Source organism: Aquihabitans sp. G128, assembly GCF_019048865.1.
Taxonomy (GTDB): domain Bacteria; phylum Actinomycetota; class Acidimicrobiia; order Acidimicrobiales; family Iamiaceae; genus Aquihabitans.
This window is the reverse complement of sequence record NZ_CP077604.1, coordinates 4,062,303-4,082,783: the sequence shown is the minus strand read 5'-3', so window position 1 is coordinate 4,082,783 and position 20,481 is coordinate 4,062,303. Positions and strand designations below refer to the sequence as shown.

The following is a 20,481-nucleotide window of genomic DNA, read 5'->3' as shown; positions in this document are numbered from 1 at the left end:
GGCAGCCACTCCTCGTGGGCAAGTTCAACGACCAGGTCGCCTCCCGCTGAGGCGATCGTCGTTTGGGATCCCGCGCTTGCAGCCGAACCAGCCTGCGATCGCAACCGGCCCGTTCAAGCACTCGAGGGCTTCGCGGAGAGGACAAGCCACGACGATGTGCTCATCGAGCCAGACGGAACCGTCGGTCATGCGGCCCCCATCAGACTCGCAGCGCGGCGCTGACGTCGCACAGACAGGGGACGGCCCTCAACTGGGGTCATCGGGGGCGGCGCTACCAGATTCCGGAGGAACGACGAGCACGGGTCGGTCGCACCGTTGCACGAGACGCTCGCTCGTGGACAGGTGGGATCCGAAGCGGCGCCGGGCGCTGCGTCCGATGGCGACGCAGATGGCGTCGTGGTCGGCTGCAGCCCGGGCCAGCTCGGTGACCGGGTCGCCGTGGCGGACCTCGAACTGCCACGGGGCATCGACGCCGGCGAGGACCACCTCGCAGTCGAGGTGGCAGCGATCCGTGAGCGCGTCCTCAGCGACGGCGATCTCTCCGGCGTAGCTGACGTCGGAGGGAAGGCGGAGGGGATGGGCGCGAACGACGTGGATGGCGACGATGCGGTTGCCGGCCAGGGCGGCCTGGCGACCTGCGGCTGCGAGCGCCACCAGGGACTTGTCTGACCCGTCGATGCCCACCACGACAGCTAGCCGGTCCACGGCCTCGCCCCTGTGTCCTCGTTCGACGCAGACGGGGACTCCGGTTCAGGCCATCCACTGGCGGCGCGCGTCACCGGGGGCCTCCACCGGTGTCGATGACGCCGGTCATGTTGCCGCTGGACTCGCCGGGTGCAGCGGCCTCGGCTCCGGTGGACTCCACGTTGGGGTGGTTGGAGCCGCTTCGGGCGGTGTGGTTCACCGAGAGATCGGGCACATCGGGTCGTGGAGCGGTCTGGTCGCCCGCATGCAGGCGAGGTTCTGCTTCGGCTGCGGTCTTGGGGCCTCGGAGTGCGGTGAAGACGGCTGCGGCAAGGGCGAGTCCTGCGCCGAGGTACAGCGCCGGGGCCATGCCGTCGACGAAGGCCTGCCGGGACGCATCCACCAGCGCGGCTCCGCCAGTGCCCATCTTCCCGGCCACGGCCAAGGCACCGCCGATGCCTGAAGTCACGGGTTCGGCGACCTCCGGCGGCAGGGAGGCGACGGTCGGCTCGATGTTCGACCGGTAGGCGGAGTTCAGGACCGAGCCGATGAGGGCGATGCCCACGGCACCGCCCATCTCGCGAACCGTGTCATTGAGCGCGGAGGCGACACCTTGTTTCTCCTCGGGGAGCGAGGACGTGATCGCAGCGGTGGACGGGCTCATGGCGAGTCCGACACCGGTGCCGAGCACCAAGATGCCCGGGAGCACCGACAGGTACCCGCCATCCGGATCCGCAAGCGTCGCAAAGAGGACGAGACCCCCGGCGAGCAGCAGCATGCCGGTGACGAGGGTGCGCCGGAACCCGATCCGTTCGGCGATGGTCGGCGCGATCGTGGAGAGCGGCATCATGATCAGCGCCATTGGCAGCAACCCTGATGCTGCCTTCAGCGCCGAGTAGCCGAGGACGGCCTGGAGGTACTGCACCAGCACCAGGAACAGCGAGAACATGACGGCGAACACCACGAACAGGTTGACCGAGCCGGCGGCGAGGCCACGGACGGCGAAGACCCGCACGTCGACGAGCGGGTGTTCCCGGCGGAGCTCCACGAGCACGAACGCTACGGAGCCGACCAACCCGGCAGCCAGCGCGGCGATGGTGAGGGGATCGGTCCACCCTCGCTCGGGTCCCTCGTGGAACGCCAGTACGAGCCCGCCCACTGCGAGCGCGGAGAGGAGAGATCCGGCGATGTCGAATCCTGCCTCGGTGTGCTCGACGGAGTGCGGGACGAACGCCGTGGTCAGCACGAAGGAGACGGCGGCCAGCGCGATCGGTAGGGCGAAGACCCACGGCCAGGTGGCGTTGTCGATGATGGCTGCCGAGGCGAATAGCCCGATGATGCCTCCTGCACCTGCGAAGCCCGCCCAGGTGCCGATGGCCTTGGCTTGGTCCTCGCGAGGAAAGCTCGTGGTGATCACCGACAGGGTGACGGGCATGATCATCGCAGCGGATGCGCCGGCGAGCACTCGCAGCGCGATGAGCACGTTCGGCTCAGTCGCGAAGGCGGAGGCGAGGTTGAGGAGCGAGAACGCGACGAGGCCGATCATGAGGACCGGCTTGCGTCCCCACCGGTCGCCGATCGCGCCAACCGGCATCAGCAGGGCAGCGAGGGCGAGGGTGTAGCCGTTGATGATCCACAGCAGCTGGCTCTGCGACGCGTCGAGATCTTCAGCGAGGGCCTGCTGCGCGACGTTGAGTCCCGATACCGATGCGACTACGGCCACGAGCGCGACGCACATGGCGGCGAGGATCAGCAGTCGCCGTCGCGGATCCACGATGACCTCATCGTTGTGCGCAGGGGCCTGCGCCGGCGGTCCGGTTCCGGTGGTGGTGGTCAACAGCGCTGCTCCTGGTGTGGTCGATCTCGTCCCCGAGTGCGACCTGGCTCACGGGGCCGCCTCACGAGGTTCCTCGCTAAGTCTAGACGCGAGGTCTAAACAACGTCTATAACAGCGGGGAGGGGTTGACTGCCATCGATCGCGGAGGTGACGCATGAGGGAAGTCACCGGCAGCGTGGCTGCCGCGCTGCCCAAGGCCGCCGCCGTATTCGCAGCCCGCGGCCTCGACGGCACCCGCATGGAAGACATCGTCGACGCGACAGGCGTCCCGCGCCCCACCCTCTACTACTACTTCTCCTCGAAGGAGGAGATCCTCGCCTGGCTCCTGCGGAGCCTCCTCAGCGACCTGGCCGTTGACGTCGCGTACATCGTCGGCCGCGACGAGCCCGCCCGCGACCGACTCGGCGCCATCATCGCCGCCTACCTCCAGCTGTTCGCCGACCACCGCGACCTGTGCGCCGTGCTGCTCACCGATCTCGGGCGCATCACCCGCATCCCGGTCCTGGCCGACGCGACCTGGGCAGCGTTCCACGAGCCTGTCCGCAAGCTCCTCGACGACGGCGAGCACGACGGCTCGCTCTGCGGCACCGACGACGACCTGACCGCCTCGGCCATCTACGGAGCCGTGACCATGGTCGGGCTCCACCACATCCTCACGGGCAAACCCGTCGACCCACCCGCCATGTCCCAGCGACTCGACCACCTCATCTTGCACGGCCTCACTCCCGCCCCCGAAAGGACCATTCGATGACCACCACTCGCCTGCGCTACACGAACGACGAACTGCTCACCGACCCGGCGTACGCCGAGCGCATCGAACGCGACGGCGTCCTCCTGCACGGCGGCTACGACGCCGACGGCCAGTACCTGCCACCCCGGTCCACGTTCCGGCTGCAGGCGATCGCTGCGTGGACCGGTCAGCTCGCCGGCGCTGGCCACCCGAGCCGAGTCATCGAGCCGGACGCCGTCGACCGGGCGTTCGTGCCCAACACCGAGCAGGCGAAGATGCTGCTCCGCAACGGCGCCACCGGGGCGATGACCCGGATCCTGACCCTGATCGGGGTCGTCGAAGGGTTCGGCAACGACGGCATCAAGCTCATACCGGCGATGGACCTCCAACAGTTCTTGGTCGAACCGATCGACGACACCTGCTTGGGCCACCTCTTCAAGGGTCTCCTCGAGGCCCACGGCAACGACGAGGCCGGGCGAGGCAACGAAGCCGGCCACGACCAGATGTGGTTCGCAGTCCGCAACGCAGCTCTGGCAGACCCGCCCGTCACGCTCGACATGTTCGAGAACCTCCCGATCGCACCCCCGCCCGGCTACCAGGGCCCGGCGAAACCTGCCCCAGAGGCGATCACCGTCGGCGGCATGCTCGACGGGCTCCGCGACGACGTCGCTCCTGAGCTGCAGCTGCTGGTGCGGGCCATGCTCCAGATCCTGGTGATCGAGCTGCTCGCCTACCACACCTTCGCATGGGCCTCGGAGGTCCTCGGCGACCCGGCCTGCAGCGCCGACGCCGACTTCGCCCGGGCGACCATCGACCACATCCGCACCGACGAGGACATCCACGTCGGCTACCTCCAGTGTGGCCTCGCCGAACTGGCCACCATGACCGTCCAGACCACCGGCGGCGGCACCATCCCCGGGGCCGACCTGGTCGACGCCGCCTGCCGGTCCGCTCTGGACAACCAGACCGGCGCCCGCTTCGACCGCATCCTCGACTACCGCCTGGCGCAGGTACGCGCCGAGCTCGCAGCCCACGAAGACGGCCAGCGGCTCACGGCCGAGTTCGACGCCCTTGCCAGCCAACCCGCCGAAGCGCTCAGGTGAAGGCCAGGCTCAGCCGTCCACCCGTGGTGCCCTGGCAACGTCTCCATCACACCGTCCGCCCCGATCCCTCGATCCCGGAGATCACTCTATGAGCCGACCACCCGTCACCGACTGGGCCACCGACTTCGACCACCTCGACCCCGCGTTTGTGGCTGACCCCGACCGCATCTACGACCAGCTGCGCGACGAGTGCCCGATCGCGCACACCGACCGCTACCACGGCGTGTGGATCCCCACCCGCTACGACGACCTCGCCACGATCGCGCATGACCACCAGCACTTCTCGTCGCGCACGATCTTGATCACCGATCGGGTCGAGTCGCCCACAGACCTCGGGTTCCACGCCCCGCCCATTACCGAGGACCCGCCATACCACAGCGACATCCGCCGACTGCTCCTACCGATGTTCTCGCCGACTGTCGTCGCGGCCTACGAGCCCATCACCCGAGCGCTGGCCAACGACCTCATCGACGGGTTCATCAGCAACGGGCAATGCGATGCAGCCGCGGACTACGCCCAGCACGTCCCCATCAAGGTCATCACCCGGATGCTCGGGATCCCCGACAGTGACCACGCCCGGTTCCGCGACTGGATCCACCGCCTCATCGAGGAGAGCCCTCTGGCGGGCGACGCCTCCTTCGACGCCATCTTCGAGATCGGCGGCTACCTCGCCGAACACGTCGCCGATCACCGGGACACACCCCGCGACGACATCATCACCCACCTCCTCGGCGCGCACATGCCCGATGGCCGCACCCTCGAGGACCGCGAGATCCTCGGTGTGTGCCTCCTGCTGCTCCTCGCCGGGATCGACACGACCTGGTCCGCCATTGGATCGTCGCTGCTGCACCTCGCCACCCATCCCGACCACCGCCGGCGCCTCGTCGCCGAGCCCGGCCTGATTCACTCCGCCACCGAGGAGTTCCTGCGGGCCTTCGCCCCAGTCACCATGGCCCGCGAGGTCATCGAGGACACCGTCGTCGGCGGCTGCCCGATGCAACGCGGCGACCGGGTGCTGCTCCCGTTCCCGTCGGGCAACCGCGACCCCGACGCCTTCGACCAACCCGACCAGGTCATCCTCGACCGGGCGGCCAACCGGCACTTCGCCTTCGGGGTCGGTATCCACCGCTGCTTGGGGTCCAACCTCGCCCGCATGGAGCTGCGGGTCACCATCGAGACGTGGCTCGATCGGATCCCCGAGTTCTCGCTCACCGACCCCGACGCCGTCACCTGGTCTGCCGGCCAGGTCCGGGGTCCCCGCACCCTGCCCCTCACCTTCCCCGAACCGTAGGAACAGCCCATGAAGCTTGACGTCATGACCGGAGGGCTGCCGCTGCGCTCGATGCAGCACCTCGCCCAGCACGCCAGCGACGCTGGATTCGCCGGCTTGGTGATCACCGAGGCCGGCCGGACCGCGTACCTGTCGTGTGCCGCGGCTGCTCTCGCCGTGGACATCGAGATCCTCACAGGCGTCGCCGTCGCGTTCCCACGCAGCCCGATGGTGACTGCGCAGACCGCATGGGAGCTCGCCGATGTCAGCGACGGCCGCTTCCGGCTGGGGCTGGGGACCCAGGTCCGCGCCCATATCGAGCGCCGCTACAGCTCGACGTTCGACCCGCCCGGGCCCCGCATGCGCGACTACCTCCTCGCCGTGCGCGCCTGCTTCGAATCGTTCCGGACCGGCGCCCCGCTCGACCACCACGGGCCCCACTACGACCTCAGCCTCCTACCCGCCATGTGGTCACCCGGCCCCATCGACGCACCCAACCCGCCCATCGACCTCGCCGCAGTCAACCCCTGGATGCTGCGCGCCGCCGGCCAGCACGCCGACGGCGTCCACGTCCACCCACTCAACACCCCCACCTACCTGCGCAGCACCGTCCTACCCGAGCTGACAGCAGGCGCAGAGGCCTCCGGACGCACCCTCGCCGACCTCGAGATCATCGTCCCTGCGTTCATCGTCGTCGGTGACACCCCCGACGAGCGGGCACGGTGGCGTGAGCTCGCCCGCATCCAAGTCGCCTTCTACGGATCCACCCCCAACTACTCGTTCATCTTCGACCAACTCGGCTACGACGGCACCACAACCGCCCTCCGCACCCACCAGAAGGGCGGCGACATCGCAGCCATGACCGCCGTCATCACCGACGACCTCCTCGCCAACTTCACCGTCGAGGGCACATGGGCCACCATTGCCGATGCCATAGCGGAGCGCTACGACGGCATCGCGACCCGGGTCGTCAACTACTTCGGGGCCATCGCCTGGACCGAAGAGCCCCGTGAACTCGGCCGCTGGCGCAACATCAACCGCGACCTGGCGTCAACTTGACCACCTCGAATGGTGGACAGGTGAACTCGCGGCTGTACCGCCTGGGCAGGTTCTCGGCGACCCACCCGTGGCGGGTCATCGCCGGGTGGCTGATGGCCATCTTGGTGATCGCCGCACTCTCCATCGCGTTCGGCGAAGCAACGACCGACAACCTGGAGGTGCCGGGGACACCGTCGCAGCATGCCCTCGACCAGCTCGAGGAGCGCTTCCCGGACCAGGCCGGAGGTCGGGCCGTCGCCGTGTTCGCCACCAGCAACGGCCGGATCGACGATCCCGCCAACGAGGCCGCGATCCGCGAGACCCTGGGGCGCATCGCGGCCCTCGATCGCGTCCACCAGATCATCGACCCCTTCGGGCCGGCCGCCCCGATCCTGCAGTCTCCAGACGGGACCGTCGCCTACGCCCAGATCATCTACGACGCCGGCGTCCGAGCGGTGCCCAAGGATCAGCTCGAAGCGCTGTTCGCCACCGCCGACCCTGCCCATGCGGCCGGCATAGAGGTCGGCTACGGCGGCCAAATCGTCGAGCGGACAGAGCCCGAACAAGCACGGACCTCGGAGATCATCGGGCTGATCGTCGCCGTGATCGTCCTGCTCGTGGCATTCGGCTCCGTCTTCGCCATGGTCGCCCCGCTGGTCGGGGCGATCCTCGGTGTCGGCGTCGGACTGCTCCTCATCCGGCTCCTCGCGACCGGCATGGATGTCATCTCCGTCGCCCCGACCATGGCGTCGATGATCGGGATCGCGGTCGGCATCGACTACGCCCTGTTCGTCGTCACCCGGCACCGACAACACCTCGCCGACGGCCTCGAACCCACGGAATCCATCGGGCTGGCCATCCACTCCGCGGGCCGCTCGGTCATCTTCGCCGGCGTCACCGTCATGATCTCGATGCTCGGGCTCACCCTGGTCGGCATCCCGCTGATCGCCAGCATGGGCGTCTCGGTCGCGATCACCGTCGCTGCCGCCGTACTCGTCGCCATCACCTTCCTGCCCGCCATGCTCGGCCTGGTCGGCACCAACATCGACCGGCTCCGCACCCCGTTCGTGCAGGTCCGAGCCGAGGTCGACCCCGACTCCACCACGGCGTGGAGCGCCAGATGGGCACGAGCCGTCACCAGTCGGCCGTGGGCAGCGCTCGCAGTCGGGGTCCCCTTCCTCCTCGTGCTCGCCATCCCCGCGCTCAGCCTGCGCACCGGATGGCCCGACGCCCGCAACCGACCCGAGGGATCGCCCCCGCGCGTCGCCTTCGACCTGCTCACCGACGGCTTCGGCATCGGTGCCAACGCCCCGTTGCTCGTGGTCATCGACCTGACAGACGCCGAACCCGACGCCGCGGAGACCATCACCACGCGGCTCGCGGACCTCCCGCAGGTCCAGCAGGCCACACCGGCCCTGCCGAACGAAGCGGGTACCAGCGCGATCGTGCAGGTCACCCCCTCCAGCGGCCCCGAAGACGAAGCCACCGCCGACCTGGTCCGTGCCATCCGCGCCGAGACCGACCTCGAGGATGACACCGGAGCCCAGATCGAGGTGACCGGCGCGACCGCCTTCTACATCGACATCTCCGAACGACTCAACGACCGCCTCCCCATCTTCATCGCCGCCGTCGTCCTGCTCAGCTTCGTCCTGCTGACCGCCGTGTTCAGAGCCCCAGTCGTCGCAGCCAAGGCCGCAGCCATGAACCTCCTAGGGATCTCCGCCGCCTACGGCGTGATCGTCGCCGTGTTCCAGTGGGGATGGGCCAAGGACCTCATCGGTCTCGAACAGACGGTCCCGATCATCTCGTTCCTGCCGATGGCCCTGTTCGCTGTGCTCTTCGGCCTCTCCATGGACTACGAGGTGTTCATCCTGTCGCGGGTGCGCGAAGCCTGGCTCACCGACGGCGACAACACGAAGGCCATCGTGCACGGCCTCACTGCGAGCGCACGGGTCATCACCGCTGCCGCCGCCATCATGTTCGCCGTGTTCGCCAGCTTCGTCGCCGGCGACAGCACCGAGATCAAGATGTTCGGCCTCGGCCTCGCCGTTGCCGTCCTGCTCGACGCAACCGTCATCCGACTGCTGCTCGTGCCCGCCACGATGCGCCTCCTCGGCGACGCCAACTGGTGGATACCCCGCTGGCTCGACCGGATCCTGCCGAACCTCGACATAGAAGGCGCCGAGCCCACCGCACACCTCAGACCACCCGACCAATCCGCCGTGGAGACCCCGTGAACCTTGACGAAACCCCCGAGCAGCTCGCCGCCCGCACCTACCTCGCTGCCGCGATGCAGGGACTCGGCCACGCTCTCGTCAGCCACCACGTGGACACCGCCACCGCAACCGAGATCGCCGAGGCGGCACGCAAGTACACCGCCGCCGTCCGGCACGGCCAACCACGAGACCGGGCAGCCGAGATGCTGACCAGCCCCCGCATCACCGCCGCACTCAGCGGGAAACGGGCGATCATCGAAGACGGCCAGGACATCGACCTGTTCCGCGACTCCATCGTGTCCGGACGCACCAACCCCATGGGCATCGGCGTACACGTCGTCCGACGAGGCGACACCGCAATCGCTACCACGACCCTCGGACCCGCGTTCGAAGGCGCACCGAACCGCGCCCACGGCGGAATAGTCGGCGCCATCCTCGACGAGACCATGGGCCACGTCCTACCCATCATCGGTGAGATGGCTTACACCGCAAGCCTCACCATCGACTACATCGGACCAGCGCCACTCGGCGTCGAGATCACCTTCACCGCTCGCCTACGAGACCGCGCCGACCGAAAGCTGTGGATCGAAGCCGTCGGCGAGTCCGCAGACGGCGTCTTCGTGCGCGCCGAAGCCCTATTCCTCGCCGTCGATCTCACCAAGTTCACTAACGCCGACCATGCCCCCCGCCCACCAGAGCCACGGTGAGGCCGAGCAGCCAGCACGACGGCCGCAACCAGCGATGACAGTCGACGGCAAGCGAGCTGCGTTCGCGCGGCTTGCTACGGAGCCGCAGCGGCCTCGACGCGCTCAGGTCGAGTCGCGGAGTCCGTGGCACCAACAGCGCCGTAGCCGTTCAGCCCTCAATCTCCTCGTCCCGCGGGCCGGCGGATCAGCTTGGCCCACCTCAGCGACGCATCTTGAGTCGTAACCCACCGCTCGCGGCGCCCTCACCGGCCAGTCCATATCCAGCACCGGTACTGCCCGACGAAATTCCACGCAACGCCGGGCTGCGGGAGCCCACGTCTCGGCATGGAACCTGTCAGTCCCCCGTGTCGGCCATCATCTCGATCGCTGTGACTAGTCGCTCCATGAGTTCAGCAAGCAGCAACTGATCTTCTTCATTGAAGTCCGCCAATGCGTGCTCGAGAAGGCCCACAGCTCGCTCACGCCCATCTCGATAGACAGCGAGCCCATCGTCGGTGCACGAGACTTGCACGGCACGTGCGTCGTGCGGGTCGACGGTACGGGCGACGAGACCGGCCGTCTCGAGCCGCTCGACCGCTCGCGTTACCGACGACGGATCGACCCGCATGAACTTCGCGAGATCGCCCATCCGGCATGGCCCTTGGTTCACCACGTACTCCAGGGCATCACCTTGCCCCTGGTCCAGCGGGGTCTCGAACCCGTAGAGCTGTCGGCGTATCGCCTGCGCAGCGGCCAGCCGTCGCAGTTCGCGCCAAGCCACGCCGACGCGCCGACCAGCGGCCTCTGGCGGCTCGTCAGGTCCCCCGATCGAAGTGTGGGTCATCGCCGCGTCGCTCCATTCTCACCGGAAATTGTTTGACCTCTACAAGAGATTACTTGTACAATACAAATGTGTCGGTCGGACTTTCAGCACCGCGAGCAGGGTCGGTCCGGGGGGGGCGGTGGTGGCCCTCCGGACAGCCTGCCTCACCGTCCGACGTCAACCCGATCGCCGGCGCCACGGGCTAGCCACAACGGCGGCGCGCATTTCGAACGGCGCCCAGCGGCATCCGGCCCTTTCCCGATCCTTAGAACAACGGCGACCCCTGGTTCAACGGCCGCCCGAGTCCATGGTGGCACGGTCCCGGTCGGCTTCCGGCTTCGCTACTCGCCTCGGCCGCCCCTCACGGGCCCACCAACCGGCGGGGGTTGTCGGAGCGCTCCCAGCCGACACACCTCGACGGTGTGCTCGACCCGGTTCACGAGCGGACCTCCAGCGTAGAGCCAGGGCCGTTCAAGCGGTCGAACGACGGGCAGCACGGGCCAACTGAGTTCCGTCGAGCTGATCGCCAAACCCCCACCCGTCCTACGAGGTCTGGAGAACTGCACATGGAGAGCGACGTTGCCGAGGCAGCACCGACACATCTGACCCACCGCCAGGTTCTCGTGGTGTTCAGCGGCATCACGCTAGGCATGCTCCTCGCAGCGCTCGACATCACGATCGTCTCCACTGCGCTCCCCACCATCGTCGGCGAGTTCGGTGGGCTCGATCACCTGTCTTGGGTCGTCACCGCCTACCTCTTGACCTCGACCGCATCGACGCCGATCTATGGCAAGCTTTCCGATCTCTACGGCCGCAAGATCATGTTCCAGGCCGCCATCGTCATCTTCCTCATCGGCTCCCTGGCCTCGGGTGTCGCCCAGAACATGACCGAGCTGATCGCCGCTCGAGCCGTTCAAGGGCTCGGCGCCGGCGGTCTCATGGCCATGGCCATGGCCATCATCGGCGACATCGTCTCTCCACGGGAACGAGGCCGCTACCAGGGCTACACCGGCGCGGTGTTCGCTCTAGCCAGCGTCGCTGGCCCCCTCGTCGGCGGGTTCTTCGTTGACAACCTGTCTTGGCGCTGGGTGTTCTTCATCAACCTCCCGATCGGCCTTGCGGCGCTGATCGTCACGAGTGTCGTGCTCCCGGTCAACTTCATCCGCCGCGATCACAAGATCGACTACCTCGGCTCGGCGCTGCTCGTCGGCGCGGTGACCTGCCTCCTACTCGTTACGGTCTGGGGCGGGAACCAGTACCCGTGGGGTTCGTCCACCATCGTGGGCCTCGGCTTCGCAGGCATCCTCCTCATTGGCCTGTTCGTCCTCCAAGAACGGCGAGCCGCCGATCCCGTCCTCCCCCTGCGACTCTTCAAGAACCAGGTCTTCACCGTCGCCAGTCTCGGTGGCTTCATCGTCGGGTTCGCCATGTACGGCGCCATCATCTACATCCCGCTCTACCTGCAGATCGTGAACAATGCGAGCCCCACCGAATCAGGTCTCCAACTGATACCGCTCATGCTTGGCCTAATCGTCGGCTCGATCGGATCCGGTCGCATCATCACCAAGACCGGCCGCTACCGGGCTTTCCCGATCGCCGGCATGGCCACCCTCACCATCGGGATCTACCTGTTGTCCCGCCTCAACGCCGACAGCGGCCGCGTCGTCCAGGGCGTCTTCATGGTCATCACTGGGCTCGGTGTCGGCCTCGTCATGCAGGTGCTGGTGCTCGCCACGCAAAACGCCGTCCAGCAGAAAGACCTGGGCACGGCGACCTCCGCGAACTCGTTCTTCCGCTCCATGGGGGGCGCGTTCGGCGTCGCCGTGTTCGGCTCCGTCTTCAACAACCGCCTCGAGGCCTACCTTGCGGACCTTCTCCCACCGGGGCTGAAGCTGGACCCGGACAGTCTCCACGCGGGGCCCGAAGCGCTTCACAAGCTGCCGCTCGAGGTGCAGGCCACAGTGCTCGACGCGTTCGCGAAGGCGTTGCACGTCATGTTCCTCGTCGGTGTTCCCGTTGCAGCAGCCGGCTTCGTCTTGATGTTCTTCCTTCCCGAGAAGCCGCTCCGAGAGTCTGCACATGTCGGACTCGAAGCGATCGAAGACGACCTCGGCGTTGCTTTCGAAACCGCCGTCGACCCCGCCAATGCACCCGAACTGCTGAAGCCTGAACCCGCCCCGCCGACATCGGGATGACCAATCGTCCGCTACGCCGCCCCACCCGACTTCTTGCGAGCGGGGGCGGGATGGCGTTCTCGGACCTGACGTCCGCCACTTGTTCCAAGCTCACTTCCAGGAAGGTCCACTCCTCTATGTCCGACCCCGCCGCAGCCGAACTCCCTACGGAGCCCGCCGAGGGCGCCGACCGCACTCCGGAGGTCGTGGTCATCGGGGCCGGCCCGGCGGGCCTCAGCGCCGCGTTCCAGTTCCACAAGCACGGTGTCGCCTCCACCATCATCGAGGCCGACGACATGGTGGGTGGCATCTCCCGCACGGCCCAGCGCGACGGCTGGCGCTTCGACATCGGCGGCCACCGCTTCTTCACCAAGGTGCAGCCGGTGGAGGACCTCTGGCATGAGATCCTCCCCGACGAGGAGTTCTTGATGCGGCCCCGCAAGAGCCGCATCTTCTACAGCGGCAAGTACTTCGACTACCCGCTGAAGGCGTCCAACGCCCTCAAGAACCTCGGCATCGTCGAGGCCGTGCTCTGCGTCGGCTCCTACGCCAAGGCCCGCATCCGGCCGCCGAAGGACCAGACCAACTACGAGGGCTGGCTCGTCGCCCGATTCGGCTGGCGCCTGTACCGCACCTTCTTCAAGACCTACACCGAGAAGCTGTGGGGCGTGCCCGTCAGCGAGATGCCGGCCGACTGGGCCGCCCAGCGGGTCAAGGGCCTGTCGCTCGGCAACGCCATCGTCAACGCGCTGCTGCCCAAGCGGAACCAGAAGGACATCACCTCGCTCATCGAGGAGTTCCAGTACCCCAAGTATGGCCCCGGCCAGATGTGGGAGGTGTGCCGGGACAAGGTGGTGGCCCAGGGCTCCACCGTGGCCATGGCGACCTCGGTGACCAAGATCCACCACGCCGACGGCCGGGCCACCCGCGTGGTGGCCACCGCCAAGGGCGGCGGCCAGACCGAGCACCCGTGCGACGAGGTCATCTCCTCGATGCCCATCTCCCACCTGCTCGAGGCGATGGACCCGCCGGTGGCGCCCGAGGTGAAGGCGGCGGCCGCCGACCTCCGCTACCGCGACTACATGATCGTGGCGCTCGCCATGCCCGAGGAGCTCATCGGCTTCGACGACAATTGGATCTACATCCACGACCCGAAGGTGCGCACCATGCGCATCCAGAACTTCGGCTCCTGGTCGCCGTACATGGTCAAGGAGGGGCGCAACACCCTCGGGCTCGAGTACACGGTCTGGGAGGGCGACGACGAGTGGAACGCCGATGACGACTGGCTGATCGAGCGGGCCAAGACGGAGCTCGAGCAGCTCGGCCTGTGCAAGGCCGGCTCCATCGAGGCCGGATGGGTCGTCCGCCAGGCCAAGGCGTACCCGATCTACGACGAGCGCTACCGCAAGAACGTCGACGTCCTGCGGGCCTGGCTGGCCGAGCACGCCAGCAACGTCCACCCCGTGGGCCGCAACGGGATGTTCCGCTACAACAACCAGGACCACTCCATGTTCACCGCCATGCTGACGGTGGAGAACATCACCACCGGCACCACCCACGACGTGTGGGAGGTCAACGTGGAGGAGGAGTACCACGAGGAGGCCACCTCGTCGGTCAAGGAGAAGTTCCTCGCCGACCAGGCCGCCAGGCGAGCGCCCGGCTCCCACGGCACCGGCCGCGACGCCCCCGTGATCAAACGCGAGGTGATCGACGCCCACAAGCCCGCCACCGCCACCGACGACCTGACCGTCCTGGACCACGACGCCTGCACCGAGGTCGGGGGCTAGACGCCCACCACCTAAACTCCCTCCAGTGAGATCTCCAACGGACGTTCGGTGGGATCGATCGGTCCGGCCAGGTCCCACATCGGGTGCCCAGCACGAGGCCAAGGCCCCGGTGAGCTCGAGGTGGACGCCCACCACCAGCGGATCGCCCGGGTGACGACGCCGCACTCCCTCGATTGTGAGCGCACCACGCTCGCACACCTCCTCGGGGACAACCTCCCCGCGCAGCACAGCCAGTTGTTCCGAGGGCCATTCAGCCCGGCCCCGAAGGTCCTAGGCGCGGTACTCCACCCGTGTGACAGCGAGGGGCGCTAGGCCCCTTCAAGCCCAACAAGGCGCTGGTGAGCGAGTACAGCTGCGGGCGGAAGTTGGCGGAGGGCGTCAGCGGAGACGATGCTCACGCTGCGAGCCAGACCGAGATCGGTCGGACCCATCCAGTGGACCAGCCGATGATGGGCGAGTCGATCAATCGCTCGACGCAGGTGAGACCGTCGGCCCAGGGGGTCCAGGTTGTTCGACCGCAGGCCGATCTCGAGCGCGAGCGCCACGGCTTCGAACATGACCGGCCCCTTGGCCGTCGCCAGTCTCCGATCCAGGTTCCGCGCGACCAAGACAGCAGCGGGTCCGAGCAGCGGCCCGTACACAACCTCGAAATACAGGTGGTCGACGGGGAAGGACTGCTCGGTCGGACATGGCAGCGGGATCAGCCGCAGCATGTCGGGAGGCCCGCCTGAGGTCGGGTCAGCTGTGGATCGCGATCCAGAGGACATCTTGTTGCGTGGCCCGTCCCAGGCTGTCAAGCCCCGGTACCCGTGTGACGTAGTGGCTCCGGTACCTGTGCGACACCGGGGTGAGGGTTAGGCGGCGTTGGTGCGGCGGGGTCGGCCGCCGGGGTTGGCGAGTGCGCCGTGTTCGCGGGTGCGGTCGTGGCGGATCGGGTGCGCCCGGATGAGCTCTTCACCGATGGAGATCTCGACGGTGCCGCCGACGATGGCGACCTGGACCTGGCGGCGACGGAACTTGTTGCCGACTCGGTAGCTGGTGCCGGCGAAGGACACGTTGCCGCCCGAGTCGACCTTGCGGGTCACCGACGCCGAAGACGCCGAGGGCCGAGGCGTGGGGGTGCGGCGGACCGGCCGCTGTTGGCCACGGGCGATGGCCTTGGCCTGATCGGCAACCTTGTGGCGGCGGGCATGGCTGGCGACGAGCACGCCTCGGTGGTGCAGGTGCAGGACACCGCCGTCGCAGATCACCTCGACGTTCTGGCCCGCCAGCCACACGCCGGCCTTGTAACGGACCGCCGCGAAGCTGATCTCGCCCTTGGCCCCGACCCGCCTCGTCGCCGTCGGCGCCTCGGTGGTGGTGTCCGCAGCGGCGCCCTCGAGCTCAACGGTCGACGAAGGCGCGACGGCGAGACGGAACCGGTCCCACGGGACCGCCATGCCCAAGCTCTGATGAGGCCGGTCATGGTTGTAGACGTGAACCCACGCATCGAGCTGGGCCTGCGCGTCGGCCACGTCGACGAAGACCTTGCCGGTGAGGAACTCCTGGCGCAGCGTCCGATGCCAACGCTCGATCTTGCCCGTCGTCGTTGGTGACCTCGGTGCGGTGAGCAGGTGCTTGATGCCGTTCTCCCGGCAGATCCGATCGAACAGGACCTCACCAGTGCCGGGCCCGAACCGGCCCGTGAACACCTTGCCGTTGTCAGTCAGGATCTGCTCCGGGACACCGTGACGGCGCATCGCCAACGCCAACGCCTCACAGGTCGGCCGCGCTGTCGCCCGGGGCACGACCAGCGCCGAGATGCAGAACCTGGAGTGGTCATCGACCCCGGAGACGATCTTCGCCTCGGTCCCATCGACGAGACGGACCCCACCCACGATGTCCATCTGCCACAGCTCCATCGCCCGGGACCGTTCCCACCGCTTGTAGTCGGACTTCTTGCGCTTCCGGGCCTCGACGGTGATCAACCGATGGCGGACCAGACACCGGTAGATCGAGGACCGACCCGGCACCGGATCCACGCCCTCACGGCCGAGCTGATGACCCAACGTCCGCGGCCCCCAGCCGGGATGTTCCACCCGCAGCTCCACGATCCGAGCCTCGATCGCCGCGACCATCTGATGCGGACAAGAACCTGGCACCGAGGACTGATCGACCAGGCCGCCCAACCCGTCAGCCGCGTAACGCGTCAACCACCGATGGACAGTCTGTCTGGTCACGCCGAACCGATCGGCGACCTCGGTCACCGACACCCCGTCGTTGAGCACCTCCAACACCGCTGACAAGCGCTGCTCCACAACACCCAGCTCCACCAACACGACGACACCTCCGGTCGAGAACGTCGACCAGAAGCACAGCCCGTCAGCCAACCGGGTGTCACACAGGTACCGGAGCCACCGTCGCCCACCAACCGGAACCGGTGTTGCACAGCAACCGGACCCGCGCCGAGAACCGTCACCCAGCTACCGGAGCCGCACCGTCAAGCATCTACCGGGACCGCACATGGCCCGTCCCAGGCCGCACAGTAGAAGAAGCAGTAGAAATCTGGTCGTTTGGGCATGAAAGAGGCCCTCCTCGATGTCTCGAAAAGGGCCTCTGACCAGGTATTTGTGTTGGTGGCGGGGGCAGGATTTGAACCTGCGACCTTCGGGTTATGAGCCCGACGAGCTACCAGACTGCTCCACCCCGCGGCGTGCCTTCACCCTACCGAGCAGGCCCTTCGAGCTGCAACCCGAGCGCACCACTCGGCACCGCCGTCCCCCGCATCCGCCCGAACTGGTGGCCCGGCCGGCCCGGAACGGGCGCAGATCCTCACCAGTTGGCAAGACCCGCCCGAACTGGTGGCCAGGGGCGCCCGGGGAGGGCGCGAAGCCTCACCAGTTCGGCGGGGCGGCGGCGCGCCGGACGGGACGGACCCCGGGTCAGGCCCCGGCGGAGCTGGTGGTGGTGGTCTTGGGGGTCGTCGTCGTGCTCGAACCGCCGCTGCCGCTGGTGCCGGACGAGGGCTTGGTGGTGGTCGTGGTGCTCGACGAGGACGAGCCCGAGCCGGACGAGCCCGTGTCCTTCTTGCGGAGGGCGGCGAGGTCGTCGGCGTAGCCGTCGGCCTCCTTGATCTTCTGGGCGTAGAGGACCTGGTCGCCGGAGCGGGCGGCATCGTCGGCGGCGTCGAAGGCGGCCACGATCTTGTCGATGAGCGCGGCCTCCTGGGCGCTGATGGTGCCGCTGGTGCTGCCCTTGGGCGTGGTCGTGGTGGTGGTCGTCGAGCCGTCGGTCTCGACGGGGTCGTCGATGCCGTCGCCGTTGCCGGCGGAGGAGCCCACCACCTTGGTGTCCTCGATGCCCTCGGGCACGTCGTCGGCGCCGAAGATCTTCACCAGCGCCTCGCGGAAGGTGCTGGCCACGGCGATGCGGGTGTCGTCGCCCGACTGGTAGCTCACGATCACGTTCTCGAGCTTGGGGGCGCCGACGTCGGTGCCGGCCACGAAGAACGACTGCACGTACAGCAGGGAGTTGTCGACCGGGATGATCACGGGTGTGGGCAGGTCGCAGACCGACTTGCCCTGGCACAGGTCGCGGCGCAGCCCGGCCACCACGTCGTCGGACTGGATGCCGTCGGCCGCGAGGTTGGGCCCGTCGGGCAGCCGCGAGGTGGGCATCACGTACGTGCGCAGCTCCCCGTAGTTGTCGGGGTCGCTGCTGGCCACGAAGAACGAGGTCATCTGGTTCTGGCTGCTGGTGCTGTTGCCGTTGCTCGCCGCCGCGTAGGGCCGCAGGATCACGAAGGACTCCTGGTCCTCCCCGGGCAGCTTCATCAGCTGGTACTGCGACTTGTAGCGGTCGTTGGGCGAGAGCGGCTGGCCGTCGGGGCCGACGGTGGTGGCCTGGGAGTTCTTCACGGTCGTCACGCCCGGGTCCCGCGGCACCTGCCACTCGTCGTTGCCGTTGTAGAAGGTGTCGGCGTCCTTGACGTGGTACTTCGCCCACATCTGGGTCTGGACCGTGAACAAGTCCTCCGGGTAGCGGAAGTGGTCTCGCAGCTCCTGCGGCGCCTTGCTCACCGGGGTGAACAGGTCCGGGAAGGCCTTCTGGTACGCCTTGATGATCGGGTCCTTGGTGTCCACCACGTAGAGGTCGACGGTGCCGTCGTAGGCGTCGACCACGGCCTTCACCGAGTTGCGGGCGTAGTTGAACGAGCGACCCCGCAGGCCGCTGCCCTCGGCCAGGCCACCGGTGTCGGCGCGCTGGGCGTTCGGGTAGTTGCGGGTGGTCGTGTAGGCGTCGAGGACGTACTTGACCTTGCCGTCGAGCAGCACCAGGTACGGGTCGGCGTCATACGCCAGGAACGGCGCCACCGACTTCACCCGGGCGGTCACGTCCCGCTCGATGAGCACCTTCGACTCGGGGCGGATGTTGCCCGAGACGAGCGGGTTGATGTCGCCGAAGCGCAGGGCGAACGCCGCCCGCTTCACCAGGCCGCCGGCGCCGGAGCCGAGGCGGATGCCGTCCTTGCCGGCATAGGCCTTGAACTTCGTGGTGGCGTCCTGGTAGTCGATCTCGGGCCGGTCGGTGTTGGTGATGACGTAGCCGGACTTGTTCTCGCCGAAGTAGATGCCGGGCTGCTTCACCACCGGGCCGCCGTCGGCGGTCTCCACCGGGATGTTCTTGGCGATCAGGTCGGGGTCGCCGCTGGAGGTCTTGGTGTTGGCGGTGGCGCCCACCACCCCGTAGCCGTGGGTGTAGGCGAGGTGCTTGGCCTCCCACGACGACTGCTGCACGCCGGCGGTGGCCAGGTCACGGGCGGCGAACATCACCTGGGTGAGCTCACCGTCGATCATGTAGCGGTCGACGTCGACGTCGTTGATCTCGTAGAACGCCCGGCGCTGCTGCTGGCGCTCGTAGCTGTCCCGCATGATCGAGGGGTCCCACAGCCGCACGTTGCTGAGCGTGCCGAGGTTGTCGGCCAGCCCCTTGGCGTCGAGGTCGCCCTTGAAGGCGAAGTCCTTCAGCTGCACGTCGTCGAGCCCGTAGGACTTGCGGGTGGCGTCGATGTTCTGCCGGATGTACGGCGCCTCCATGGAGGACTCCGCCGGCTCCACCCGGAAGCGCTGCACGAACGCGGGCACGATCCCACCGGCCAGCACGGCCACGAACAGCCAGAGGCCCACGCCCATGGCGGGCAGCACCCAGCCGCGCCGCCAGATGTTGGCGATGAACAGGCCGAAGGCGAACACCGAGATGGCGATCAGCAGGTAGATCACCCGCATCTGCACGTTGTGGTCGGTGTAGGTGGCGCCGTCGACGGTGCCACGGGTCGAGAAGGTCAGCTGGTAGCGGTCGAGCCAGTAGCGGCCGCCCTGCACCAGGGCGAGGGCGCCCAGCAGCACCGACACGTGGGCCTTCACCTGCGGGGTGACCCGGTCGAGGTTGGTGTGGAAGCGGATGCCGCCGTTCACCACGTGGGCCATGAGCGTGACGATCAGCACCAGGATCAGCCCGGAGAACAGCCACGAGGCCACCGTGGTGAGGAACGGGAGCTGGAAGACGTAGAAGCCGACGTCGGTGTGGAAGGTGGCGTCCTTCTGGCCGAAGTCCACCCGGTTGTTGAAGAGGATCCACTCGTTCCAGCTGCCGCCCAGGCTCACGCCCACCACGAGGGCGAGGAAGCTGGCCAGGCCGAGGCGGACCGTGCCCGCTCGCCGGCCCACGATCTCGTGGTAGCGCTCGATCAGGTCGTCCTCGCCGTTCGACGGGCGGAAGGCCGGGGCCAGGCGCTCGGCGATGGTGAGGTTGCCCCAGCACAGGGCGAAGAAGACGACGGCGCCGATGATGGTGAGCGACAGCTTGGCGCCCAGCACCGTGCGCCAGACCGAGGTGAGGTCGAGCGACTGGAACCACAGGTAGTCGGTGTAGAAGGACGCGATCCCGCGCAGGGAGATCAGCAGCACGAACAGGAAGACCAGGGCCCCGCCGAGGATGGCGCGGCCTCGCCCGGCGAACCGGGGCCCGCGGCGAGCCCGGCGATCCCGTCGGGACGGCCGGCGGGGCAGGTCAGGCTGCGGGCGCATAGGCCCGGAGCCTACTGGCCGGTCCGGATTCCCCATGGTCGCCGCAACCGGCGCTCAGCGCCTGTTCA

General features: G+C 68.0%; 13 protein-coding genes, 1 tRNA gene and 2 pseudogenes. 8 read left to right on the top strand and 8 right to left on the bottom strand.

Annotated elements, in window-relative coordinates:
- Positions 1 to 246: 246 nt before the first annotated feature.
- On the bottom strand, positions 247 to 705 hold the full coding sequence (locus KSP35_RS19505) for a universal stress protein (RefSeq protein WP_216997434.1): 459 nt from the start codon (positions 703 to 705) through the stop codon (positions 247 to 249).
- 70 nt (positions 706 to 775) lie between these two features.
- A complete protein-coding gene (locus KSP35_RS19500) occupies positions 776 to 2,521 on the bottom strand; it encodes an MFS transporter (RefSeq protein ID WP_216997433.1) in 1,746 nt (581 codons plus the stop codon).
- A gap of 154 nt (positions 2,522 to 2,675) precedes the next feature.
- Here KSP35_RS19500 and KSP35_RS19495 point away from each other — a divergent pair, with 154 nt between their 5' ends.
- From KSP35_RS19495 to KSP35_RS19470, 6 genes are all read left to right on the top strand, one after another.
- Complete coding sequence (locus KSP35_RS19495) at positions 2,676 to 3,272, top strand: TetR/AcrR family transcriptional regulator (protein WP_216997432.1); 597 nt, start codon at positions 2,676 to 2,678, stop codon at positions 3,270 to 3,272.
- On the top strand, positions 3,269 to 4,354 hold the full coding sequence (locus KSP35_RS19490; RefSeq protein ID WP_216997431.1) for a hypothetical protein: 1,086 nt from the start codon (positions 3,269 to 3,271) through the stop codon (positions 4,352 to 4,354). Before KSP35_RS19495 ends, KSP35_RS19490 begins: the two co-directional genes overlap by 4 nt.
- A gap of 88 nt (positions 4,355 to 4,442) precedes the next feature.
- Positions 4,443 to 5,645, top strand: a complete 1,203-nt coding sequence (locus tag KSP35_RS19485; protein ID WP_216997430.1) for a cytochrome P450 — start codon at positions 4,443 to 4,445, stop codon at positions 5,643 to 5,645.
- Positions 5,646 to 5,654: 9 nt separating this feature from the next.
- Entirely contained in the window at positions 5,655 to 6,683 is a 1,029-nt protein-coding gene (locus tag KSP35_RS19480) for a TIGR03617 family F420-dependent LLM class oxidoreductase (protein WP_216997429.1), read from the top strand.
- A gap of 20 nt (positions 6,684 to 6,703) precedes the next feature.
- Complete coding sequence (locus KSP35_RS25325; protein ID WP_216997428.1) at positions 6,704 to 8,899, top strand: MMPL family transporter; 2,196 nt, start codon at positions 6,704 to 6,706, stop codon at positions 8,897 to 8,899.
- On the top strand, positions 8,896 to 9,585 hold the full coding sequence (locus KSP35_RS19470) for a PaaI family thioesterase (RefSeq protein ID WP_216997427.1): 690 nt from the start codon (positions 8,896 to 8,898) through the stop codon (positions 9,583 to 9,585). The genes KSP35_RS25325 and KSP35_RS19470 overlap by 4 nt, the downstream gene beginning before the upstream one ends.
- 334 nt (positions 9,586 to 9,919) lie before the next feature.
- Here KSP35_RS19470 and KSP35_RS19465 read toward each other — a convergent pair whose 3' ends face one another.
- Positions 9,920 to 10,345 (bottom strand): MarR family winged helix-turn-helix transcriptional regulator, encoded by a 426-nt coding sequence (locus tag KSP35_RS19465; RefSeq protein WP_216997426.1) that lies wholly within the window; start codon positions 10,343 to 10,345, stop codon positions 9,920 to 9,922.
- A 608-nt stretch (positions 10,346 to 10,953) separates the two neighbouring features.
- Here KSP35_RS19465 and KSP35_RS19460 point away from each other — a divergent pair.
- Entirely contained in the window at positions 10,954 to 12,582 is a 1,629-nt protein-coding gene (locus KSP35_RS19460; RefSeq protein WP_216997425.1) for an MDR family MFS transporter, read from the top strand.
- Positions 12,583 to 12,698: 116 nt separating this feature from the next.
- On the top strand, positions 12,699 to 14,348 hold the full coding sequence (locus tag KSP35_RS19455) for an NAD(P)/FAD-dependent oxidoreductase (RefSeq protein WP_216997424.1): 1,650 nt from the start codon (positions 12,699 to 12,701) through the stop codon (positions 14,346 to 14,348).
- 308 nt (positions 14,349 to 14,656) lie between these two features.
- On the opposite strand, the gene KSP35_RS19450 is transcribed toward KSP35_RS19455, so the two are convergent.
- The 5 genes and pseudogenes from KSP35_RS19450 to KSP35_RS19435 all read right to left on the bottom strand — a co-directional run bounded on the left by KSP35_RS19450 (position 14,657) and on the right by KSP35_RS19435 (position 20,413).
- Complete coding sequence (locus KSP35_RS19450) at positions 14,657 to 15,061, bottom strand: hypothetical protein (protein WP_216997423.1); 405 nt, start codon at positions 15,059 to 15,061, stop codon at positions 14,657 to 14,659.
- A 141-nt stretch (positions 15,062 to 15,202) separates the two neighbouring features.
- Positions 15,203 to 15,394 (bottom strand): annotated as a pseudogene (locus KSP35_RS26210) (IS481 family transposase); the annotation flags it as partial.
- 138 nt (positions 15,395 to 15,532) lie between these two features.
- Positions 15,533 to 16,663, bottom strand: a pseudogene (locus KSP35_RS24835) (IS481 family transposase); the annotation flags it as partial.
- 298 nt (positions 16,664 to 16,961) lie between these two features.
- Positions 16,962 to 17,038: transfer RNA gene (locus tag KSP35_RS19440), tRNA-Met, on the bottom strand.
- Between the two features lie 231 nt (positions 17,039 to 17,269).
- Entirely contained in the window at positions 17,270 to 20,413 is a 3,144-nt protein-coding gene (locus KSP35_RS19435; RefSeq protein WP_216997421.1) for a UPF0182 family protein, read from the bottom strand.
- Positions 20,414 to 20,481: the final 68 nt, after the last annotated feature.